Raw genomic sequence first — 23,679 nt, forward strand, 5'->3', positions numbered from 1 at the left:
CCAGCATGCTCTCTTACTCTAAAACATATAGTGAAACGATTCCATAAGCTGAGTGAGATTCAGCAGGAAATAGCTACCGGTTCTTTATCATGTAAGGAACTGGTAGATGTGTATTTAGGCCGCATCGAAAACCAAGAGTCCCTCAATATCTTTGTTGAGGTATTTGAGGAAGAAGCGCGTCAAAAGGCAGCCAAAATCGATCAGAAGATTGCCAAGGGAACTGCCGGTCGTCTGGCAGGTTTAGTATTGGGAATTAAAGATGTGCTCTGCTATAAAGGGCATACCTTAACAGCCTCTTCCCGAATTCTCGAAGGTTTTGAATCGCTCTTTACCTCCACAGCTGTACAAAAATTGTTGGATGAAGATGCCATCATCATTGGTCGCCAAAGCTGCGATGAATTTGCCATGGGTTCATCCAATGAAAATTCCTGTTATGGTCCTGTGAGAAATCCCTGGAGCCCGGATTCTGTTCCCGGTGGTTCCAGTGGTGCCTCTGCTGCTGCCGTTGCGGCTGGCTTATGCCATGCCTCCCTAGGATCAGATACAGGAGGTTCAGTCAGGCAGCCTGCCGGATTATGTGGGGTTGTCGGAGTAAAGCCCACCTACGGGAGAGTTTCTCGCTGGGGCTTGATTGCTTACGCTTCTTCTTTTGATCAAATAGGTCCAATAACAAATTCCGTTGAAGATGCTGCCCTGATTTTGGAAATCATGGCCGGCAACGACCCCCAGGATAATACCAGTAGTTCCAAAGAAGTGCCGGCCTATGCTGAAGGATGCAAGCAAACTACTGACAAGAAATATAAAATAGGCTATCTCAAAGAAGTCCTTGAAAGTGAAGGACTTGATCCGGAGATAAAAAAGAGAAAGCTTGAACTTATAGCTTCCTGGAAAGAGCAGGGACATGAATTGATTGAAATTGAATTTCCTCTGCTGGAATACCTCGTTCCCTGTTACTATATCCTCACAACCGCGGAAGCTTCTTCAAATCTGTCCAGATATGACGGAATACGGTATGGGCATAGAAGCAAGGATTCGGAAAAGCTGGAAGATCTCTACAGAAAAAGTCGAAGTGAAGGATTTGGAGAAGAAGTTCAACGCAGGATTCTCCTGGGTACTTTTGTCCTTTCTGCTGGATATTATGATGCCTATTATACACAGGCTATGAAAGTCCGGAGGTTGATCCGGGAAAAAACAGAAGAAATCTTCAAGAAATGTGATTTCCTCTTTAGCCCGACCAGTCCTAGTACTGCTTTTAAAATTGGAGAGAAAATAGATGATCCGATAGAGATGTTTCTGGCGGACATCTTTACTGTACATGCAAATTTGGCCGGTATGCCTGCCTTATCGCTCCCATTAGGTCTGCATTCCAATCAAAAACCCTTTGGCTTGCAATTAATGGCTAATAGCTTTCAGGAAGCCGAATTGCTAGCTTTTGCAAATGTATGTATGGCCCAACATGCAGCCCCCAGCCTTCAGCTGTAATTTATCCTAAATTCTTATTTAGCTTTACCCTTGACGCAAGAATATTTGTATATTGTATGCGTTCTATAAAAGGATTTCCTGAAAGGCCGGGGAAATTTCACAAGCCAAATTGCAGGCCTGCAAATCCAAACCAGAATCGGGATGAAGAGATCGATCAGCTTTCTACTGTTCCTTTGTATTACATGCTCATTTTCACTTGCTCAATCCGACCCTGAAAACAAAAAAGATAAAGAACAGAAGGATCTTCAAACTGAGACAAAAGGCTCTTCTTTCATAGATCTCGAGGAAGGGAAACCCATAGAAAATCAACTCAACCGATTTTCCCGTTCCTACCGATTTGAAGAAGCTAAAGGAGACACTTACGATACCTTATTGCAAAATGTTAAGAATTATCGTTCAGATGATGTCCCGAGATTTAGCCCTAAATATTACGAGCAAAAATTATATGACCTTCCCACGGTAATCCCAATGGATTACAATCAGTATGTTGCCAGATACATAGAAGTATATGCCGTTAAAAGAAGAGACCAGGTGGCAAGAATGATGGGATTGGGCAGGGTATATTTTCCCATTTTTGAAGAATATCTCGACAAGGAAAATATGCCGATGGAACTCAAATATCTTCCGGTTGTTGAAAGTGCGCTAAATCCTCATGCTCGCTCAAGAGTTGGCGCAACAGGCCTCTGGCAGTTTATGCTGTATACCGGCAAACAATATGGATTGAAAGTCAATTCTTTTGTGGATGAAAGGAGAGATCCTACCAAAGCTACCATAGCAGCGACTAAATACCTCAAGGATGCCTATAAAGAATTTGGGGACTGGCTTTTGGCCATTGCTTCCTACAATTGTGGAATCGGCAATGTGAGGAAAGCCATTAGAAGATCTGGAGGAAAAAGAAATTTCTGGGAGATTCGTGCATGGCTTCCCAGAGAAACTCGGGGATATGTTCCTGCTTTTATCGCAGCGACCTATGTATTTGAGCATTCTGCAGAGCATAATATCTACCCGGTTTATGTAGATTTTTCTCTCCATCAGGATACCCTTCACCTCAACAGACTTGATATTACCTTAAATGAGATCGCTACCCTAACCGGAGAAGATCTCAATACCCTGCAAATCATGAATCCTGAGCTAAAACTCGATAGGATTCCCTATACTTCTAATTCCTATATGCTCCGAGCGACTCCCAAGGTTGCCAATTATTTTGCAAGCAATGAGAGAAGCATTCGGGATAAATACGGGAAAAAGAGGGATCAATACATTCCCAAGGTAGCGAGTAAGAGTTCCTCCTCTGCGAGTAAATATGTCAATCCTCAACCTCCCAAAGGGAAAACACTCGTTTATTATACCGTTCGAACAGGAGATGTAGTAGGTTCTATTGCGGAAAAATATCATGTTTCTGCCCGGCAAATTGCCTATTGGAACAATCTCTACAGATATCGTATCAAAGTAGGACAGCGGCTGAAAATCTATTCCAGCAAAAGCGTAGCAGAGCAAGCGGGAGCCAGACCTGCGAAACGACGTACCAGTGGCGCAACAGCTTCTTATTCCAAGAATGCCAGTTACCATACAGTGAGAAGTGGAGATACGCTCTGGGGCATTTCCAATCGCTACAATGTGAGCATTGAATCACTTAAAAACCTGAATAGTGGTATCGGAAGGAATTTGAAAATTGGGCAAAAAGTCAGGATTCGCTAATTACTTCCCTCATTTCTTTCCAGCTCCAGGATTTCCTGGCCTCAATTCCTGAAAGTGCTTCTCGGTAGTAGCTAATTACCAAGGAACGAAATTCTTCAGGAGGAATGGAAGATGCATAGATCTTCCGATTGAATGGATGCGCAAATCTTTCTGCCTTTGTCAGGCCCTTTTTATTCAATCTCAGCATAGGTCCGGTATCCATGATGCTATCGAATTCCCATTCGTAGGGATTTGCTTCCAGCTTGTTTAATTTTTCAGCTAAGGGCTCAAAAGGCAGGCGGGGAAATAGATGTCTATCTGCAGTATCGACCCAGGATACATACTTATACTCAAGTTCGTATCGATTCCCTTCATAAAGACTGAGGACCATATCCATACCCGAACTATCCTGAAAAAGCACATAATAATGTATGGGTTCAGGGCAGGAGACCGTTTGGAGATGGATATCATCCAGTCTTTCGATATTCCCCTTACTTTTTAATACCTTTTGCTGTTCAAGGATCTGATGAAATTCATTTGTCCATTCATCCTTAAAGCGATCAGGATTCAATAAAAAAGCTGCTAGTCTCGGAAGGAAATAGTCATACTTAGGCACACAAGAAGTCGCCTCATCTTTTTCTCCAAAAGGTTCATAAAAGATTTCTCTCTCTACGGAATTTATCCAGCAACATAGTTTGAGGGCTTCGGTTGAAATCGAATGTTCTGTTTTCCATTCCCGAAAATCACCGATAAGGGCCGCCTCTCTTAGGAGATCTTCATATTCCAATGCCAGCTTTGGATTTTTCAGCGCCCAGATTCCCAAAAAACCATCTATATCAAAATGGTTATTGCTGACGAAAGGCAAGTGTATAGAAGCATGTCCAGCCTTAATTGCATTCAACACAATCCCTGTACTGCTATCATCGGCCAACCCATCCGGGACAGCTGCCCCTCTCCAATGAGAAAGCATAATTCTTCCTTTGAAATAGCTATCTACAATAACTACCTCTTTGTGATTTTTCACCTCATGAAAGGGGAGAAAGTCCATAGACTAGGAAGCCCATTGCATCAGGGTCGCACAAATGATGGCTCCATAAGTTCCAAGTGCATAGCCCAGTACTGCCATCAAAACTCCAACTGGTGCCAGAGCCGGACTAAAGGCTGAAGCCACAACCGGAGCGGATGCAGCACCTCCCACATTGGCCTGGCTTCCTACAGCGGTAAAGAAAAATGGCGCCTTGATCAGTTTCCCCACAAATAAGAGGAGACTCACATGAACAAGCATCCAGACCAATCCAATCGCAAAAGCATCCAGATTATTGAAAACTTCTCCGATATTCATTTTCATTCCGATAGTGGCAACCAGGATATAGATAAATACACTTCCTATTTTGGAGGCGCCTGCTCCTTCAACTTGTCGGGCACGGGTAAATGAAAGTAAAAGACCTACTGTTGTAGAAATCACGATCAACCAGAAGAAGCCTGACATAATCGAACTGATCCCCCACTCTACCAATTTACCATTGGGATATAGTAAGGCACCAGAAGCATCTGTGAGGCTTTTGCTGCTCTCATTTATATTCTGGAAAATGGGTGCGATCAAATCTGATCCCCAATGGGATAAAGCTGTCGCTCCAAAGGCAATACCAATCATTAAGAAATAATCCGTAGTGCTAGGATTTCGGGCAATGTCAGCTTGATAATCTTCTACTCTTTGTTTCAAGTCTTTGATGGCACTTGCATCAGCCTTGAACCAGGTATCGATTTTATCAGAAATATTGGCTCCATACAGAAGAAATCCCATCCAAATATTCGCCACAACTACATCAATGACGACCATAGAAGAAAAAAGCTTATCACTTACCTCAAATATTTCCTTCATGGCTGTCTGATTAGCTCCCCCTCCGATCCAACTTCCGGCAATGGTTGACAAACCTCTCCAAAGTTCTCCCGCATCACTTACCCCGACGATATCAGGAGCAATAGTACCTATCAACAATAATGCGATAGGGCCTCCTAAAATAATACCGACAGTGGCCGTAAAAAACATGATAAGTGCTTTAGGACCGAGATTAATGATCCCTTTAAAATCAATGCTTATACACAACAAAACCAGACTCGCTGGTAATAGGTAGCGAGAGGCGACCGGATTGTACAATTTTGAAGACTCGCCATCAATCAAGCCCAAAGGCCAGTTCAGGAGTGCCGGCAAAAAATAGCACAACAATAAAGCCGGTACATAGGTATAAAATTTCTTCCATCCAGGCTTCTCGCTAGAGGAAGTCACGAAGACAAAAGCGAGGCATAGCATCAGCAATCCGAAGACGATCGCATCATTTGTAAAAAAGGCAGTAGTAGGTTCCATGAATTCAGTATCTTGCGAGGCAATAAACACATTTTTATGCAAAAAATCCGATGGGGCATCCTCGGCCCCGGGAACATCGCCCGAAAATTTAGCGACGGACTACAATTACTACCCCAGGCAAAGATTCAAGCGGTAGCTTCTTCCAATCCCCAAAGAGCAGCAAGTTTCGCACAGGACTTCAAGGTTCCCAATATACATGAGAGTTATGAGTCGCTGGCAAATGATCCCGAAGTGGATATCATTTACGTAGCCACTACTCACAATTTTCATGAAGAACATGCCCTGATCTGTATCAATGCAGGCAAAAATGTCCTGGTAGAAAAACCCCTCGCGACAAATCTTATGCAAGTAGACCGGATCATGAATGCTGCCAAAGAAAAAGGCGTATTTCTGATGGAAGCGATGTGGACCAGATTTATACCAGCATGGGTAGAAATCAGAAAATGGATAGCTGATGGATTGATCGGAGAAATAAAATACCTGAGGGCAGATTTCGGTTTTTTTGGAAAATGGGATCCTCTTAATAGAAAATATAATCCTGAATTGGCTGGAGGGGCTTTGTTGGATATTGGCATCTACCCTATTGCGCTGGCTTATATGCTATTTGGTGAAGAACCCAGTCGGGTTGAAACTATGGCCAGGCTCGCAAAAACCGGTGTTGACGAACAATCTATTTATCTCTTTGAATACGAAAATGGAGCTATTGCCGAATTGAGTTCATGCTTTACTGGAGAAACCGGTAGAGAGGCTTTGATCCTTGGTACCAAAGGTCAGATCAGGGTGCCCATGTTCTGGAAAGCACAAGAGGCCTTTCTGGATATCCATGGAGGAGAAAGCAGGCATTCAAAATTTGAATTGGCAAGCTTTGGTTTACAGTATCAGGCAATCTATATCATGGAGGCCCTTTTGGCTGAAAAAAAAGAAACGGAATGGATGCCTTGGGCAGAAACTCGAAGAATCATGAAGCGCATGGACAGCCTAAGAGCAAGCTGGGGAATGAAATATCCCTGGGAAGTCTGAGAATTACAACGACATTTCGCAATAAAATTCCTAATTTGAACACCAATCATTTATGAAGAAGATATTTGTCACAGGACCAGATGGTTTGTTGGGTAGTAATCTGGTGAGATTACTGTTGGAAAGAGGCTATGAAGTCAAGGCCATGGTCCAGCCCGGAAGAGATTCGAAAACCCTGGAAGGGCTGGAAATCGAGAAGGTTGCCAGTGATCTATTGGATGCAGAGAAAGTGATGGAAGCCAGTGCAGGAGCTGATGCCATTATCCATGTGGCCGCAATAACCTCCGTTTGGCCCTCAAGGGGAGATATCTATCATAAAGTCAATGTCGAAGGCACCCGAAATGTAGCCAAAGCTGCTTTAGCCCATAAAGTAGAAAGGTTTATCTATGTAGGCAGTGCCAGTTCTTATGGATTTGGCCCCATAGATAATGCCGGAACAGAGGATAGTCCGTACCAATCCGCCAAATACGGTCTGGATTATATAGATACAAAGAGACAGGCTCAGTTGGAGGTAATGGAGATGGTTGAAAAAGAAGGCCTGCCCGGCATAGTAGTAAATCCAACCTTCATGATTGGTCCCTATGATTCCAAACCCAGTTCAGGAGCCATGATTGTTGCAGCTGCCAAAGGAAGTATCCCTTCTTATACCAGCGGAGGGAAAAACTGGGTAGCCGTAAAGGATGTAGCAACAGGTATTTGCAATGCCCTTACAATGGGGAAGATTGGAGAGGCCTATATTCTTGGAGGGGAAAACCTATCTTATAAAGATGCCCTAAGCAGAATTTGCAAAACCGTTGGGAAACCTGCACCCGGATTTCAGGCACCCAGTTTCCTGGTAAAATTTGCCGGCCGGATGGGCTCCCTCTTTGGAAGTTTGACAGGGAAAACCCCAAAACTCAGCTATCCCATGGCATGGATTGCCTGCGATGGACATTATTTTTCACCGGAAAAAGCTATAAAAGAATTAAATCTACCCCAGACTCCTCTGGAAACAGCCGTGAACGATGCATATAATTGGTTCAAAGAAAACGCTTACTTAGATTAAATGACGCTCAAAAACAAAGTAGCTATCGTAACGGGTTCCAGTATGGGAATCGGCAAAGCCATTTCCCATGCCCTGGGTGCGGCGGGATGCAAAGTGGTACTCAATGGTCGAACCACAGATCGATTACACTCTGCTGCTGCAGAAATGGAATCCAAAGGATATGAAGTATTCCCTATTGCAGCAGATGTCAGCAATTGGGAGGATTGTGAAAGACTGCTTAAAGAAACCGTAGCTCATTTTGGAAGATTGGATATCCTTATCAATAATGCGGGTGCTGCCACTCGAGGCCCGGTTGCTGATTTGACACCCGATGTATTTCAAAAGGTCACTAATATCAACCTATTAGGTTCGATTTTTCCCAGCAAAGCTGCCCTTTCAAGCTTAAAAGAAAGCAAGGGAAGTATAATCTTCATTTCAAGTATAGCATCCTTTTATGGCATTCCATATAACTCTATCTACAGTGCTACAAAAAAAGCCCTTACCGCCTTTTCTGAATCCCTGAGAATTGAGACCGAATCGGATGGCATCCACATAGGAATCGCATATGTGGGATTCACCCAAAATGATCCTAAGAAAATTATTCTTGATTCTGATGGACAAAGAATTTATCTCGAAAATAGAGAAGGAATAAAAAAGCAAAGCCCTGAACAGGTCGCTGACATTATCCTGAATATGATTCAGGCAAGAAAAAATACCTATACCCTTTCTCTTGCTGGAAAAGGTCTCAGTTTTATCTCAAAATTTGCCCCCTGGCTGATCAAATTTATCTACCGGAAAAATCTCGGGACCATCAAAGAAGCTTCAAGTGGGACTCCCAGATATGTGGATAGTTAAGGGCGCAAATCCAGTTTCAAACTTTTAATTTCGAGGATTTTCAATAGCTAAGCTTCTGTTTGTCAAAGATTTTCAAAATCATTACTTTGGACGTTCTTCTTTTGTAAGACCTGTTCATGATACACAAACGCACATTTCTATTAAGCCTAATCCTTTTAATCAGCATTCCCCTTCTTTTCTCACAACAGTATGCAGTCAAACTGGATAGCATACTGACAGCAAGTGAAAAAGAAGCTGACGATACCCTCAAAGTATTAGCCATTCTTGAGTATCGGTATTCTTTGGCAAAAGGAGATTCTCTTCTTTCCAGTGCCTTGCTTTTCCATGCCCTGGAGATCAGCAGGAAAAATGGATCTCCTTATATTCAACAAAAGATCGATTATCATCAGGGAGAATTGTTTTATCAACATGGAGAACTTGATAAAGCATATCCATTTTACAAGCAAGTATTCAATTACTGGAAAAGCGAAAATGACACCATTGAGTTTGTAAATGCAAAACTAAACCTAATCAGCCTTGATTATGATATGCAAGACTTCCAATGGGCGGTCAAAAAAGCCGATTCCCTGGCTATTTTTTGTAAGCAGTATGGACTCGAACATCTCGAATTTAAAGCGAGAAGTCTGGCAGGGCTTTGTCACGATCATCTGGAGAACAATTTGCTGGCACTCGAAAACTACCAGCAGTGCGCCAACTATTTTGAACAGATTGCAGATACTGGCAGGTGGGCAGACAATCTCTCCTATATGGGAGCAATTACGGATAAATTGAAGCAATACGGCCGTACCAAGAAGCTGTACAAGAAATGCATTGAACTTTACAAGGCAAAAGAAGATTGGGAATTCCTTGCCCTGGTTCAACATAATCTCGGAACTACCTATTTGGCATCCCGTCAATTTGATTCCGCTGACATTTACATCAGCAAAAGCCTGCAGTTTCATGAAGCCAATCAGTTTCCATTGCGGATAGCAGAAAACCAGGCTCAGCTAGGCCTATTGGAAAAAAAGAAAGGGAATTATTCGAAAGCCCGGGAGTATATACAGAAGGCCATTACAGTTTTTAGAGAAGTTGATTACCACTATTGGGTTATTGATCTGGATATTGCAATTGGAGAAATGTTGATGGAAGGATTAGAAATTGAGGATGGATTCAGGAAAATCAAAAGCTCAGAGGCTCTGGCAGAAAAAGCTGCTGGCCCCAAACACCGCATGGGTGTTTACAAATCAGTTTCAACTGCATATGCCAGAAAGGGAATGGATAAACTTGCGCAGGAATATTTGCACAAGCACCTTAGCATAAAAGATAGTCTGTATGATTCGCAGGAAGCTCGAAAGTTGAATGAGCTGCAAATCATCTATGATACAGAGCGAAAGGAAAAGGAAATCCTGCTTCAAAAACAAGAAAATGAAAACCTGAGAAAAGCTGCAGAATTACACAAAATTCAAATAAGAAATCTCTGGATAGTATCAGCTCTCATTCTTGGAATCGGAATTTTAGCCCTAATCATTTACCGACAAAAGACCATCCGCGAACAACTTATTCAGAAAGCAGAGAAAAAGGAGTTGGAAAGAGAATTGGAATTTAAGCATCGGGAATTAACTACTCACACCTTGCATCTGGTTTCAAAAAACAAGTTGTTGACGGGATTGAAAGAATCCTTAGGGAATCTAAAAACAAAAGGAGAAGATACTCAAGCCATTTCTTCTTTGGTAGCATCTATAGATCATGATTTACGGACCGACAATGATTGGGAGAACTTTGAAAAATACTTTCGGGAAGTTTATACAGATTTTGATGAGAAGATAAAAAGAGCCTTTTCAGAATTGACGGGTAATGAAATTCGTTTGATCACCTTGATGAAAATGAACCTTTCATCCAAAGAAATAGCTGGAATATTAAATATAACTCCAGAGAGTGTTAACAAAGCAAGATATAGATTGAGGAAGAAGCTGAAACTGGACAAAGACCAAACTTTACAGCAATTTATTCTGGCCCTATAAAAAACGGTCGGGACCTTCGCCCCGACCGTCATACTACATCTAACCGCTAAAGGTCCAATGGACCCACAATCACATTTCTATCCATGTCGTAGTACACATATTTGTCTCCTTCCAGGTTGAAAATAGCGGCTACATTCCTATCAGAATTCAATACCAATCTCATACATGCTCCAACTGCACTAAAGGGAATTTCTAAAGCGGCTTCCCGGCTTTTTATTTGAAAGTCAGAGATAGGCCTTGGTGAACTAAAGGTTCCTGATTCGTAGAGGGTATATTCTGTCCCTTCCAAATTGAAGAGGCAAGCGATTTCCCGATTTCCGATAGATGCATCCAATCCAGCTCCAATTGCAGAAAATGGAGGCCCCCACTGAGAGAGAGGGAAAGGGCCTGTAAATGTACCATCAGGTTTCCAGCCAGTATAACGGGTTCCCAGTTTATCAAAAAAGATCATTTGATTCGTAGGGTTCCAGGCGCGCATATTTAATGCCGCACCTATACCATCATTTCTAAAAGGATTGGTATTATCCGGCCCCCATTGCCAAAGATCAAAAGGACCTACAACTCCCCCGCTTCTACTCACTCCTACATATTCATTAGAAATTTTGTCAATCAGATACATGGGATAGGTTAAAGTCCCTGGAGCGCCAGCTGAAGCCGCGGCTCCTACACTTTGACGTGCGTCGGTAAAAACAGGAATTCCCCCACTTACATTTTCACATTCTGTAACGGTATATTTCGTTGCCAAATTTGCTTTGACTACGATAGATGGATCTTCCAGACTTCTTACCACATAAGAAATAGGAGCTCCATTATTAATCGCTCCCCCCTCTTCAATAAAGGTCTTTACATCTTCCATACTTCCGACCAAAGCACCAGCCGCCAAATTTGCATCCCCTCCATAGGCATATCCGGAAATCCTAACATTGTCCAATTCATTTACTACACTCACATCTACCGATCCACTTCCACTAACAACCGCCCCATTGAAAGAACCCTCAACAGCCGCTTTTATGTCTGAGGAACTTTGGGTGGATTGAATGAGTAAATAGAAGATACGTCCGTAATTCACAGAAGAGATATAAGTCGCAGGATTATCCTCGCTTACATACTTCGCCAAATCATCGGGTGTCACACTGGGATCAAAAGCGTTTTCAATGTCCGGGATATCCAGAACGATGCTGTAAAGCGATTGGGTGACTTTTACAAAAATGCTATTGAAGTTGAAGGAACTGTTGTAGTCAAATGATCCTTTGACTTCTGTAGCCAAAGTCGAGAATTCTGCATTCATTTTTACCCCCACTTCTTGTAGAGAACGAACTTCTTCTCTTTCATAGGAGATATTAGCAGTCAGCGTTCCATTATTGTTGCCGATCAAATCATTGGTTGCCTGCGCAATCTTTGAGAAACTTACTTCCCCTACATTTTCCGTAACAATGGAAGAGCCATTGAGGGTATTTATGGTAATGGTTCCAGGTCCTCTTTTCAGAGGGATGATTCGAGGTGCTCCTTCGAAAACAGATTTTCCTTGCAAAAAATTTCCTGGGTAAATGATCTCTGCATTATTGGAAGCATAAAGAACAAAGTCTTCTGCATTTTGAGAAAGGTCCACCTCAAACTCACTACAGATCCAGATTTCATCTTCAAAAAATTCTTGTTCATCTACTGAATTTGTGGAATCAACATTCTCGAAGGTTGTTGGATTAACTATGGTCTGACCTAAATTTACTACTTGTTCAAAAGAGCTATTTTCAGGCATGGGTCCGGGGCCCTGGGTTCCCTCACAGGATAGTAGCACACTAGCAGAAGCCCATAAAATGAGTAGACTTTTCATAGTCAATAAGGCATGTTTCTTTTTCATTTCTCTTTTGTTATGTGATTGATTGAAATACCATCACAAATACCAGAAAACAGCCTTCAGGGGCTAAAAAAGCCGATGGACATCGAGTGGACAATGCTTTTTTAGCTTATGGACAAAGTATGGACAAGGGCCCGAAATCAAGGGTTTATATGCAAAAAAGCCAGACCCCTAATGGAATCTGGCTTTTTATATTTTGATGCTTTACAAACTTAGTTCGCTACAACTGTTTGCAACTTTTCATTTTTAGTTTCGGTACCGCGGTCAAAGAAATTTCTCATCCGGATTAGCCAAACTGCAAAAATCCCCAGCAGAAGGTAAGCTCCTATCATGCTAAACACAGCGAAGGGAGTACTCCACAAGAGAATCGGAATACAAATGGCCCATAGCGCCAAGCGGAAATAATCTGCCCAAAGCGCCCATTTCTTGCGCTCCAGAATCACCCCATGTGCAAAGACAGAATAGGTAACCAAGATAGTAAGTGCTATAATTTGTGGACTTGCAATCAGATCACCTACCGAGGGCAACTCAAAGGTCTTTTTGATGAGCAGGAGGCTAATAAACCCTATCATGGTCAGCAAAACAGAAAAGAAAATGTAAAGTTGCAGGCGAAAAGGGGTCTTTGCCACATACTTTCTTCTGTTCCCATTTTCATCCACGCTAAATTCTGCAGGAGTACTATCCGCTCCTTCCGGATTCCAGCTGGGTGGTTTGAGGAAAATCTTAATCTTATCCTGCCAGTGGGTAGCTTCTTTCGCCCTCCTAAAGAGATCAGCCCAATAGAAGAAATAAGCTCTATAAGGACTGCTACTTTCAAAACCGGTAGTGATCCCAAAATCTGGTTCTTCTTCTTCCTCTCTGAAGGTTCCGAGCATTTTGTCCCAGATGATAAATACGTGTCCGTAATTCATATCCAGGTATTTTTCATTTCTAGCATGGTGAACTCGGTGATGAGAAGGAGTAACCATAAATTTCTCCAGGATCCCCATTTTATTGACCAGACGGGTATGGGAAACAAATTGATACAAACCGATGAATACAATGACGGAGGTCGTCATTACCGGATCGAATCCCAGAATAGGCATCCAAATCCAGAAGAATGCTCTGTTGATTACCGCGAAGGCTGAAACCCGGAACACAGTTGTCATATTCAGTTCTTCACTCTGATGGTGAACGATATGCGCCGCCCACATGAAATTGATTTCATGGCTCAACCTGTGATGCCAATAAGCGAGAAAATCACCAATCAAGAGTCCTACAAACCAGGTCGCAGGATTATTGGGTACTTGCCAGGGAGCTACATTTTCAAATAGCCAGGCAAAGATGAAATACATCATGATCACCCAGAAAAAGTCGAATAGGCGCTCCAGCATGCCACAGCAAGCATTCACCAGGGTATCTTCTAAAGAGTATACCTGAACTCCCTTGCGGCGGGAAACATAATATTCGAGGGCAACCAGAATTAACAGAATAGGAACTATAAGTCCGGCGTATTGTAAACCACCCATATGATAATCGTTTTTTATGTTAGATGTATCTTCTGCGCAAAAGTACTATAATTTCATGTCTCCTTGACAAAATTTCTTGCGCCGAGGTAAAGATAAATGGTGTAAATCGACATTAAAACATGACTTATGTCATGGAAATTGAACCAGCGACTATAGCTGACCTCCATATTGTAAACATAAGCCGGTATGAGCGCCCAGAGCATTGCGATCAGGACCCACATACTTCCTTTATTTTTTGAGCTGAAGTAATTGTAAGCATGTAAAGGGAGCACCATTCCTACCAGACCTATTGAGGAATTGATCTTGACAGCAGAAAAAAGACGTGTAGAAGGATTGGCTATAACGAGAAAGAAAATGATCAGGTGCAGGATACTCCAAATGCGTAGCCATAAACTCGCTTTCTTTCCCAACTTATCTTCCATGAGGGTAATACTCGATTGTTCGAGCATACAAATTGCCATCGCGCCAAAAGACCAGCCGATTGTTTTCCAGTTAAAAGATAAATAGCCCTGCATAGCGTGCCCCGCTATCCCGGCAAATCCCATACTTATAACCATTAATATAAAATAGGCTCTCATTTGAGTCACGACAGGATTTCTGCTTTTCATAAATGAGAGGTGGATAAAAGCAAATAAGCTCACCACTCCAGTTAGCAGATCAGTTGCACTGGTTACCGGCTCCCGGATTTCCCAGCCCATCCATTCTATAGTCGGATTTAAGATTTCCATATCCTTAGCTAGACAATATTGACTTCAAAGCATCAATAAATGTTTCGATCTCTTCCTCAGTATTATAATAATGAACAGAGGCTCGGATCATATTTCCCAGTTTCCTTTCCGCCATATCCATCAAAGCTCCACCGGCATCTACAAAGGAAGTATTGATATTTTTTTCGTTGAGAAGAAGTTTAACTTCTCCTGCAGTCTTTGAAGACACTGTAAAGGTTACGATTGCGCAGGGTTCCCGTCCAAGGTCTCGGGTTTGTACGCCATCCAATTGATTGAGTTTTTTTCTCAAAAGTTCGGAAAGCTGTTTGGAGCGCGCCCAGATTTTATCGACGCCTATTTTCAAGGCATAATCAGCAGCAATGCCAAGTCCTATCTGGCCAGCAAAATGCTTTTCATAATTCTCAAAGCGAGTGGCACCTTGCCGAGGAGAATAACTTTCGATTTCATCCCATTCAAAAGAGAACAAATCAGGCAAAGGAGGATCCAGCTTATCCATGAAATCTTCTCTCACATAAAGAAACCCCGTTCCTCTGGGTCCTCGGAGAAATTTTCGTCCGGTGGCAGACAGCATGTCACAACCCAGGTCTGCTACGTCTACAGGAATTTGACCAATAGTCTGACAGGCATCCAGCAGATAAGGGATATTATGTGCATGAGCAATCCTTCCTACTTCGGCAGCCGGCTGGACTAAGCCCCCATTGGTGGGAATGTGAGAAATGGCAATAAGTTTAACAGAAGGACTTATCATTTTCTCAAGGGCCTCCACATCAATCTCTCCCCATTGATTATTCGGGATGATCTGTATTTCAATTCCCTGGTATTTCTTTTCCCTAAGAAAGCCCAGAAAATTACTGACATATTCCGTTTGGCTGGTCAATACCACATCTCCCTCTTGAAGATTCAGGCCGAGGAAAGCTTTGTACCAGGCAGTGGTAGCGCTTTCCAGCAGGGCAATTTCATCAGCTTTAGCGCCGATCAGTTCACCAAGCTTTTCTTTGCTAAATGCAAAGCCATCTGCGTATTTATCACAAGTCTCGTAGCCTCCGATGAGGTACTCACTTTTCAAATAAGCATCAACAGCATCAAATACAGGAGTGGGGAGGAGAGAAGACCCAGCATTATTGAAGTGGATCACATGTTGAGTACCGGGGGTTTCGGCTCGATACCTTTGAACTTCTTCAGGATTCATTGAGGTTTTTTCAGGCTACAAAATTAGCGCAGAAAGCCCACTAAATGAAATAATATTTTCGTAAAAACCGTAAAAAAGTGTCTGACGGAATATCGACGAAACAGAATTTATTACCACTTTCCCAAAATTTCCGAGGAAGATATTCCACGAAACAGCTAATTATTTTTCGTAAAAAATCAAAAAATCCGGTTTTTCGGACAATTTTTCTCATTTTCCAAAATATTTTCTGAGCTTTTTTTATTTCTAGCACGGTTTTGGCATAAGTCAGGATGGAAAGTTAAACTCTACCCCTGTTACTGCGTGAATAAAATTCTTTACCCTGTTACCTTGCTGATTATCGCTGGAACTTTGCTCTCTTTCCGAGCAGATGAGGATAAGGATACCTTTAAGAATTCCCTTACCAATACACTGACTCCCAAAGTACACCAGGGCCTTGACCTAAGCGAGGCCACCTTTACAGAGTTATTTGCCATACGATCAAATCAAAAAAATCTCAGCTTTGAGATTTATTCAAGCGAGGGCCAAATCATTCCCGGCAATATATACCGATACCATAAGGATGGGGAAATTACCTATGAGATCGGTCGGGGACTTAAAGAAGGCCTATATATAATTAAAATGAGCTCTAAAGAGACTGATCAATTCGTAAAATTGATAAGATTTGGGTATTAGGTAGCTATTTAGCATAAATCCTAAATTTTCGGGGAACGTTGGTTCCCCGTTTTTTTTTGTTCATACTTTGCTTCTCTTTTTATAGTTTGCTGATATGAAAAGCAGGATTTGCATATTCAGTATTTGTTTTTGTCTGTTTGCCTGTTCTCCTGGTAATTATTCCGAACGGGAGGTAGCCGAATGGGAGCCAGGTTTATACCTGGAAACTGGCGGTAAATATGAGTTAGAACGTTATTTCAAACTGTTAAAAGCAGATGAAATTTATGTTGGAACTGTGCTTGACCAGGATGATTATTCTGAATCTCTGGAACTCAAGATTCATGGAAGCCAATTACTGGATGAAAAGCTGGAGGAGAAAATTGGGGTAAATAAAGTATTTGAAAGGCTTGCCTACCTTCTCCTTTCAAGAATGGCCTATGCAAATTCGTTTGAATCTATAGCCGTAAGATACTATCAGGAAGAAGATGTTGAATTCGCTTCCAGGAGTTTTGCAAGCAGCGAATTGAATGTACCTAATTGGATGGATGGGGAAGATTTACTCGAAGAAACGGATTTCGAGTTCAATGAAGATGAATACTAAAGAAATGCTATTCCGGAAATAAAATCCTGAAGCAAGTCCCTTCTCCAGGTTTACTTTCAACATCTACCATTCCCCCCAATTGCTCGGAATGGGATTTGACCAGAAAGAGCCCCATTCCCGTTCCCTGGACTCCGTAATCATTGATCCGGGACTTTAGTTTGAAGAGCTTTTCCCCATCTTTACTCAGGTCTATTCCTACTCCATTATCTTTCACCCAAATCGAATAACCATTCGACTCCGATTTAGCTCCAATTTCAATTTGAGGGTCGCGATCCGGATGTCGGTATTTCAGGGCATTCTCCAAAAGGTTATGAAGAATACTAAATAAATAGCCCCGAACTCCTTTCACTTTTTTTATATCCACGAGGTTTATCCTTAAATCAGCATTGAGGTTTAGAATCTCATTACTCAATTCCTCACATACTCGATCTACCTCCTTTTTCAAATTAATTTCAGTTGCAGCCTCGTCAATTTTACCCTCAGTACTCAAAATTTCATTCAAGTCACGGATGATCTGATCCAGGTGTTTACTGACGCGACCTATGTGCTGAATGATTTCCTGATTTTCCTGGCTATTGGCATTCTGAAAATCAAATAGCTCAGATAGACCACTGATATTGGCTACAGGAGCCCTGAGGTTATGTGAAACTATATAGGTATACTGTTGTAATTGCTCATTTTGTCTTTGCAATTGCTCTAGCACAACTTTCATTTTCTGGCTGGACATCTCGAGTTCCCGGGTCCTTTCTCGAACTTTATCTTCCAGGCTACGATTGGATTTCTCCAGTTCTATCTGTGTATACTTTAAATCACTGATATCCTGGCAAAGTCCAAAATAACCGACAACCTCCCCTTCCGGAGAACGAATGGGATGTCCATTTCCAGAGAGATAGATCACTTGTCCATTTCGACGTATAGCTCTGTGCCGTACTGTATAGGAAGAGCCGGTCTGAACAGCATTCTCAAAGGTCGTATTGAAATTTGTGAGGTCTTCCGGATGGATGCGACTTAGGAAAACTTCATAAAGATTGGATGTGTCTTCCGGGATATCGTATATCTGATAGAGGGTCTCAGTCCAGCTAAGGTCATAGGTCTTCAAATCAAAGCGCCAGGTACCAATACGAGCCAGCTTCTGGGAGATTTCAAGAATAAGTTCTGCAAAATCGAGCTTATTCTCATTTAAGGTAATCTTTTGCTCCAGCCGTTTTTCGTGGCTGTTATCCCTAAATATCCCAATGAGGTATTCAAAATTTCCCGCCGCATCATAATTGATAAAATATTCCCCACTGATCCAGACGCCTGCGGGACCTAGTCGTTCAAAAAAATGCGTAAAACTAACTTCCCCATTCTTCTGACAGATATCCAGATAGTCTTTTGCTTCTGGAAAATCTTTCAACCAGTCTTTTAAGGAATAGTTCTTATTGATATGATCCATGCGAAGGTTCTCTCGCATGATTTTATTGAGAGAGGTACAGACCAGCTGATCAGATAAATCAAAAAGGGATAGGCCTTCCTCATCTTTGGTGAGGAAGGAGCCTACTTCTTCTGCAAGTTCAAATATTATGCAGCCTACATCAAGGCGATCGAAGAGCTCTTTAAGGATTCGAGGGTTGGTCGTCAGCCCTGAGATCATGGGTGCTGGTTTTAGATTGAATACCTATTTATAAATATACCTCCTTAAAGAAAGCTCTCCAAATCATTGCCTTTTATTTAGCTGGTAATGCTAACATGTTCTTTTACAAGTTGAAGGGCCTTTTCCAGATCGGCAATAAGGTCCTCAACATCTTCAATCCCTACCGACAAGCGAATAAGGGTATCAAAGAGCCCTGCTTTTTCACGCTCTTCTTTTGGAATAGAAGCATGCGTCATGCTTGCGGGATGACCAATCAGGGATTCAACCCCTCCTAGACTTTCTGCCAAAGCGAAGAGTTCAGTTCCGCTCAGGACCTTGAGGGCATCTTCCATCAAGTCTCCTTTGAGGGTAAAAGAAATCATGCCTCCGAAATCATTCATTTGCTCCTTGGCAATTTCATGATTGGGATGGCTTTCGAAACCGGGCCAATAAACCCTCTGCACTTTGGAATGAGCATTAAGAAATTCGGCTACTTTTCTTCCATTTTCAGCATGTCTTTGCATGCGAATATGCAGGGTTTTTATTCCTCTCAATACTAAAAAGCAATCATTAGGACCCGGGACGCCTCCACAGGAATTCTGAAGAAAGCGAAGGGCATCCTCCTGTTCAGCATTCTTAGTAATCACGCATCCCATAACTACATCCGAATGACCGTTGATATATTTGGTTATAGAATGAACCACCAAATCAGCACCTAACTTCATAGGATTTTGCAAATAAGGCGAAGCAAAAGTATTGTCTACAACCGTAGTGATACCGCGAGACTTAGCCAAATTGGTTACTGCCTTGATATCGATAATATTCAAAAGAGGATTGGTAGGGGTTTCTACCCAGATCATTTTGGTGTTATCATTGATCAGACTTGCTACATCCTCCAGGTTTTCCATAGCCGTGAAATGGAACTTGATTCCATACTTGGCAAAAACCTTGGTAAAAATTCTATAAGTTCCTCCATACAGATCATTACTGGCAATCACTTCATCACCTGGGTTCAAGAGCTTGATAACAGCATCTGTTGCTGCCATACCAGAAGCAAAACAAACCGCAGCATGTCCATACTCAATCTCCGCAAGTGCCTTTTCCAATGCAGTCCGGGTAGGATTCTGAGTACGAGCATACTCATAGCCTTTATGTTCACCGGGGGCAGATTGAACGTAAGTACTGGTTTGAAAAATAGGAGTCATGATCGCACCTGTAGTTGGATCGGGTTCTACTCCTGCATGGACACTTTTTGTTCCGAATTTCATATAATTTTTTTTCTTATTTTGAACCTTAACTTAATAATTGAAGTAAAATAAAGAAGAAAACTTCAAATCACCTTCCCTATGGCCAAATTAAACGCTTCGGAAAATAAAATTCTCGACGAAATTGCTAAGTGGAAAAGCCAAAGTCCGAGCTTTCTCAATCGGGCGACGGATTTCGTTAGCAAACCCTTTTCCTGGCTCACCTCCAAGTTAATTCCCGAAGATGTCAAGGGAAGCGTAAATGGAGTTACGGAAAAAATAGTAGAAAAGATCCAGGATGTTACACAGTGGTCCGTTAACTCTAATGATGTTTTAGAGTCGACCCGTGAATTTGAGATTCATTCAACCAGTATTGAAGGACTCAAAAAAGCATCGATTCATGACCTGGATCATGTTTCCGAAAAATTTATTGATTCTAATACCCGAATGGGTACGATAAGCGGTGTCGGTACCGGCATCGTAGGATGGCCCGGACTTATTGCGGACCTCCCTACCCTCTTTGTTCTTTCTATCAGGCAAATCTCTCAAGTTGCCCTTTGCTATGGATTTGATATTGCAGATCCTAATGCAAGTGCTGAGGATAAAGCCTATGAGATGGAATACATGATGCGTACGTTTAAAATAGCTACCTCCTCTGATTCCGTTCAGAAGCAGCGTGCTCTCGCAGAGCTGAAAGACTTTGAAGCTGGAAGACATTCTGATGTATACAGTGTAGTAGGAGGAGATTTTGCGACCAAGCATATCGGCAAAGGAGCGACAAATTTCATCTCACGAATGATTATCAAGGAAATTGTTGAAAGAACCATTACAAAAAAGGCTGTGGGGCTTGTACCCGGTTTAGGTGCCATTTTTGGAGGTGGCTTCAACTATGTTTACCTGAAAGATGTCGGGGAAACAGCCTTTATGCTGTATCGCGAGCGCTTTCTCCTCGATAAAAAAGGCAGGAAAAATACAATCAAGATCGATATTGAGTAAATCTACTCCTCAATACTTTCCAGTACTCCTTTTATAAAAGCTCCTAAATCCCAGGCAGCCCGATCCGCGGTTAGGCCCAGTCTGACAATGACCATATCTTTTGAAGGTATGATGACGACCTGTTGGCCTTCGAAACCACTGGCATAATAAATATCCTCTGGTAATTCGGGCCAATAGCGACTCATGGGCGTGCCTACTTTTTTGGTAGCTGCATTCCAGAATTGTGCTGAGTATAAACCGTGTTCAGAAGTAGGGGTACGTTTGCGGCTATAATCCACCCAGCCTTCCGGAAGGATTCTTTCGCCTGCCCAAACTCCATCATACAAATACAAAAGACCAAATCTCGCCCAATCGCGAGCGGTAGCATACATAAAAGACGAACCTACATAGGTCCCTCCTGCATCAGGCTCCATTTGAGCACTCCTCATGCCAATTTTGTTGAATAAGGCTTTGCGTGGGAAACGCAGGTATTCACTATGGGATTCAAAGCGATCCCGAATGATTTTAGAAATGATATTGGTTGTTCCACTGGAATAAGACCAATGGGTATCAGGCTTGTGGGCCAGTTTGGATTTGATTGCATAGTCTCCTGTGCTTTTTTCCATGAACAACATGCGGGTCGCATCTGCATCTCCAAAATAGACTTCTTCAAAATCCAAGCCGCTGCTCATTCGCATCAAATCGTCCAGACTAATTGCATTTCTTGGATCATTCGCTCTCTCCCATTCTGCTATAGGAGCTTTTTCAGAAACATCCAGTTCACCTCTTCCCACCAAAATTCCGGTCAGGGCATTGGTTACACTTTTGGTCATAGACCAACCGAGATGGGGCGTGCTTTTATCAAAGCCTTCAGCATATCTCTCCCCAATTATTTTATCTTGATATACAACCAGGGCGGCTCGGGTATTTTGGAGAAGTTCAGGATTTGATTCTGTAAATATTTTTTCAAAAGCGGCATTTAATTTCTCTTTATTTACAGAGCTGGGATATGCCAGGGTATCCATACTTCCAAACGGCCATTGCAGGCTATCAGGATTTTCCGATGGCAAGTCTACTGGCTCAAATCCAGCAACTTCCTCAGCCTGGCTCATTCCCTCTGGCAATAAAGAGCAACCCAGTCCCTCTCTGTAAACAGCTATGCGTTCTGTGCCGGCTGCAATAGCAATTGCTTTTTTTCCCTCTTTATCTATACTCACATCTATAAATGCATTGTAGGCAGCCAATTCTTCATCGATTACCGTCTGTAACTCTCGATGAGCCACAAAGACACAGGAACATGCTGCCTTAGCTGAATAACCTGACAATACGGAGATCGAAGATTTACCTATGGGATAAATGAAGAAGAGGAGGGCAATGAATCCTAGCATCAGCCCAATTCCTATATATTTTTTTGTTGACATAAAGTTTTTTTAAAGCAAAGTCCCCTAGCCTCTCAAATGATAGGCTTTCGGTTGAACAAAGGCACGAATTCCCTGATAGGAGAGCGTACTCCCAATTCCACTGTTTCCCCTTCCCGACCAGGGTAAATTGGCACTTACCCTGTCGCAGCAATTCCAATAAACCGAACCGGAACGCATGGCTTTCAAAACAGCTTCCGCACTTTCATAGTGATCAGAATAAACAGCAGCTGTCAATCCATAATCCGTATCCTTCATAAGGGCTATTGCTTCTGCATCCCCGGATACTTTCTGTACTCCAATCAAGGGACCAAAAGATTCTTCTGTCATAATACGCATGCTATGATCCACATCCACCATAATGGTTGGCAGGAAATAATAACCTTTGCCTTCCCATCTATCCTCTCCATATATAATTCTGGCTCCCTTGAGTAAAGCATGTCCTGCCTGATTTTGGAGGAAGTCAACCTGAGATTCCCTGGTAAGTGGCCCGATATAGGTATCCTTATCCATAGGATTGCCCACTTTCATATTTTTCACCTCTTCTACAAAAGCTTCTACAAAGTCATCATAATGAAGCTCATGCACATAAATTCTTTCTACTGCACAACAGGACTGCCCAGCATTGTAGAAAGCGCCCTCAGCAGCAGCGGCGGCTACCGCTTTAATGTCTGTATTGTCTGCGTTCACATACAAAGGATCTTTCCCTCCCAATTCCATCTGACAGGGGACCATCTTTTTGGCAACCTTTTCATATATATATTGACCCGTTTTATGAGAACCGGTAAAGAAGTATCCATCCAATGGCAGCGTCAATAAAGTCTCCCCTGTTTCTGCCCCTCCAGTTATCGTTTGAAAAACATGTTGCGGGATTCCCGCCTCATGCATTAGGGCTTCAATTTTCAAGCCGGTCAAAGCTGCATATTCAGAAGCTTTATATAAAACAGCATTGCCTGCTATCAGTGCTGGCACGAAAACATTTACCCCAACCAAATAAGGATAGTTCCAGGCAGAAATATTCCCGATAACTCCCAAGGGCTCATAGGAAATTTTCTCTGTCAGACCTTCTGATTTGTGGATACTTTCTTCGGCAAGCCAGCGCTCCGAATTATTCAGAAAATAGGCGATCCTTCCCCTTGCCCCATTTATCTCATTTATGGATTGCCAGAAAGGCTTTCCCACTTCATTGGTCAGGGTTTTAGCCAGATCTTCTTTGCTCTCTTCCAGCAATTGATCAAAATTGCGGATATGCTTGATTCGATCTTTTAAAGAGCGGTGGGCCCATAAAGATTGGGCTTCCACAGCAGAATGATAGGCATTATGAATAAGACGAGGACTATCTGCTTCAATTTCAGTAAGGATTTGTTCGGTCGCTGGATTGATTATTTTCATAGAAAGTCAGGGATAGATTAGTGTTCACCAATTTACACAAGCTGGGATTATTTCTAAATCAAATTGTAAGATATTTTCAGATCATC

General features: G+C 42.3%; 18 protein-coding genes and 1 pseudogene. 9 read left to right on the forward strand and 10 right to left on the reverse strand.

Translation table 11 applies throughout. The features are described from left to right. Positions 1-30: 30 nt before the first annotated feature. Both gatA and R8P61_12550 read left to right on the forward strand, forming a co-directional pair. Positions 31-1,482 (forward strand): Asp-tRNA(Asn)/Glu-tRNA(Gln) amidotransferase subunit GatA, encoded by a 1,452-nt coding sequence (gene gatA, locus R8P61_12545; protein ID MDW3647889.1) that lies wholly within the window; start codon positions 31-33, stop codon positions 1,480-1,482. Positions 1,483-1,623: 141 nt separating this feature from the next. After that, the gene (locus R8P61_12550) at positions 1,624-3,180 is read left to right on the forward strand and encodes a transglycosylase SLT domain-containing protein (GenBank protein ID MDW3647890.1); all 1,557 of its coding nucleotides are present in this window, start codon (positions 1,624-1,626) and stop codon (positions 3,178-3,180) included. Here R8P61_12550 and R8P61_12555 read toward each other — a convergent pair. Both R8P61_12555 and R8P61_12560 read right to left on the reverse strand, forming a co-directional pair. Beyond that, positions 3,167-4,207: a DUF6687 family protein gene (locus tag R8P61_12555; protein ID MDW3647891.1), complete on the reverse strand. Its 1,041-nt coding sequence runs from the start codon at positions 4,205-4,207 to the stop codon at positions 3,167-3,169. The two genes, R8P61_12550 and R8P61_12555, sit on opposite strands and share 14 nt — an antisense overlap. 3 nt (positions 4,208-4,210) lie before the next feature. After that, positions 4,211-5,524, reverse strand: a complete 1,314-nt coding sequence (locus tag R8P61_12560; GenBank protein MDW3647892.1) for a DUF819 family protein — start codon at positions 5,522-5,524, stop codon at positions 4,211-4,213. Between the two features lie 36 nt (positions 5,525-5,560). On the opposite strand from R8P61_12560, the gene R8P61_12565 reads away from it, so the two are divergent. The 4 genes from R8P61_12565 to R8P61_12580 all read left to right on the forward strand — a co-directional run bounded on the left by R8P61_12565 (position 5,561) and on the right by R8P61_12580 (position 10,420). After that, complete coding sequence (locus R8P61_12565; GenBank protein MDW3647893.1) at positions 5,561-6,544, forward strand: Gfo/Idh/MocA family oxidoreductase; 984 nt, start codon at positions 5,561-5,563, stop codon at positions 6,542-6,544. A 52-nt stretch (positions 6,545-6,596) separates the two neighbouring features. Next, positions 6,597-7,586 (forward strand): NAD-dependent epimerase/dehydratase family protein, encoded by a 990-nt coding sequence (locus R8P61_12570; GenBank protein ID MDW3647894.1) that lies wholly within the window; start codon positions 6,597-6,599, stop codon positions 7,584-7,586. Further along, positions 7,587-8,420, forward strand: coding sequence for an SDR family oxidoreductase (locus R8P61_12575; protein MDW3647895.1), 834 nt, complete (start codon positions 7,587-7,589; stop codon positions 8,418-8,420). It abuts the gene before it with no gap. 116 nt (positions 8,421-8,536) lie between these two features. Then, positions 8,537-10,420 (forward strand): hypothetical protein, encoded by a 1,884-nt coding sequence (locus tag R8P61_12580; GenBank protein ID MDW3647896.1) that lies wholly within the window; start codon positions 8,537-8,539, stop codon positions 10,418-10,420. Between the two features lie 46 nt (positions 10,421-10,466). Here R8P61_12580 and R8P61_12585 read toward each other — a convergent pair whose 3' ends face one another. From R8P61_12585 to R8P61_12600, 4 genes are all read right to left on the reverse strand, one after another. Further along, positions 10,467-12,278: a thiol-activated cytolysin family protein gene (locus tag R8P61_12585; GenBank protein MDW3647897.1), complete on the reverse strand. Its 1,812-nt coding sequence runs from the start codon at positions 12,276-12,278 to the stop codon at positions 10,467-10,469. 209 nt (positions 12,279-12,487) lie between these two features. Further along, positions 12,488-13,783: a sterol desaturase family protein gene (locus R8P61_12590; protein ID MDW3647898.1), complete on the reverse strand. Its 1,296-nt coding sequence runs from the start codon at positions 13,781-13,783 to the stop codon at positions 12,488-12,490. A 53-nt stretch (positions 13,784-13,836) separates the two neighbouring features. Beyond that, positions 13,837-14,511: a hypothetical protein gene (locus R8P61_12595; GenBank protein ID MDW3647899.1), complete on the reverse strand. Its 675-nt coding sequence runs from the start codon at positions 14,509-14,511 to the stop codon at positions 13,837-13,839. A gap of 4 nt (positions 14,512-14,515) precedes the next feature. Then, entirely contained in the window at positions 14,516-15,700 is a 1,185-nt protein-coding gene (locus tag R8P61_12600) for an aminotransferase class V-fold PLP-dependent enzyme (protein ID MDW3647900.1), read from the reverse strand. A 300-nt stretch (positions 15,701-16,000) separates the two neighbouring features. On the opposite strand from R8P61_12600, the gene R8P61_12605 reads away from it, so the two are divergent. Further along, positions 16,001-16,372, forward strand: a complete 372-nt coding sequence (locus tag R8P61_12605) for a hypothetical protein (GenBank protein ID MDW3647901.1) — start codon at positions 16,001-16,003, stop codon at positions 16,370-16,372. Between the two features lie 94 nt (positions 16,373-16,466). Then, entirely contained in the window at positions 16,467-16,952 is a 486-nt protein-coding gene (locus R8P61_12610; protein ID MDW3647902.1) for a hypothetical protein, read from the forward strand. 7 nt (positions 16,953-16,959) lie between these two features. On the opposite strand, the gene R8P61_12615 is transcribed toward R8P61_12610, so the two are convergent. Then, positions 16,960-18,585 carry an ATP-binding protein gene (locus R8P61_12615; protein MDW3647903.1) on the reverse strand — a complete coding sequence of 542 codons (1,626 nt, stop codon included), beginning with the start codon at positions 18,583-18,585 and terminating at the stop codon, positions 16,960-16,962. Between the two features lie 77 nt (positions 18,586-18,662). Next, positions 18,663-19,841 (reverse strand): annotated as a pseudogene (locus R8P61_12620) (cystathionine gamma-synthase). Positions 19,842-19,910: 69 nt separating this feature from the next. Here R8P61_12620 and R8P61_12625 point away from each other — a divergent pair. After that, positions 19,911-20,804 carry an EcsC family protein gene (locus tag R8P61_12625; GenBank protein MDW3647904.1) on the forward strand — a complete coding sequence of 298 codons (894 nt, stop codon included), beginning with the start codon at positions 19,911-19,913 and terminating at the stop codon, positions 20,802-20,804. A 2-nt stretch (positions 20,805-20,806) separates the two neighbouring features. Here R8P61_12625 and R8P61_12630 read toward each other — a convergent pair whose 3' ends face one another. Beyond that, on the reverse strand, positions 20,807-22,204 hold the full coding sequence (locus tag R8P61_12630) for a serine hydrolase (protein MDW3647905.1): 1,398 nt from the start codon (positions 22,202-22,204) through the stop codon (positions 20,807-20,809). Between the two features lie 24 nt (positions 22,205-22,228). Beyond that, on the reverse strand, positions 22,229-23,593 hold the full coding sequence (locus tag R8P61_12635) for an aldehyde dehydrogenase family protein (GenBank protein MDW3647906.1): 1,365 nt from the start codon (positions 23,591-23,593) through the stop codon (positions 22,229-22,231). Between the last annotated feature and the right edge of the window lie 86 nt (positions 23,594-23,679).

Source organism: Bacteroidia bacterium (genome assembly GCA_033391075.1).
Classification (GTDB): Bacteria; Bacteroidota; Bacteroidia; order J057; family J057; genus JAWPMV01.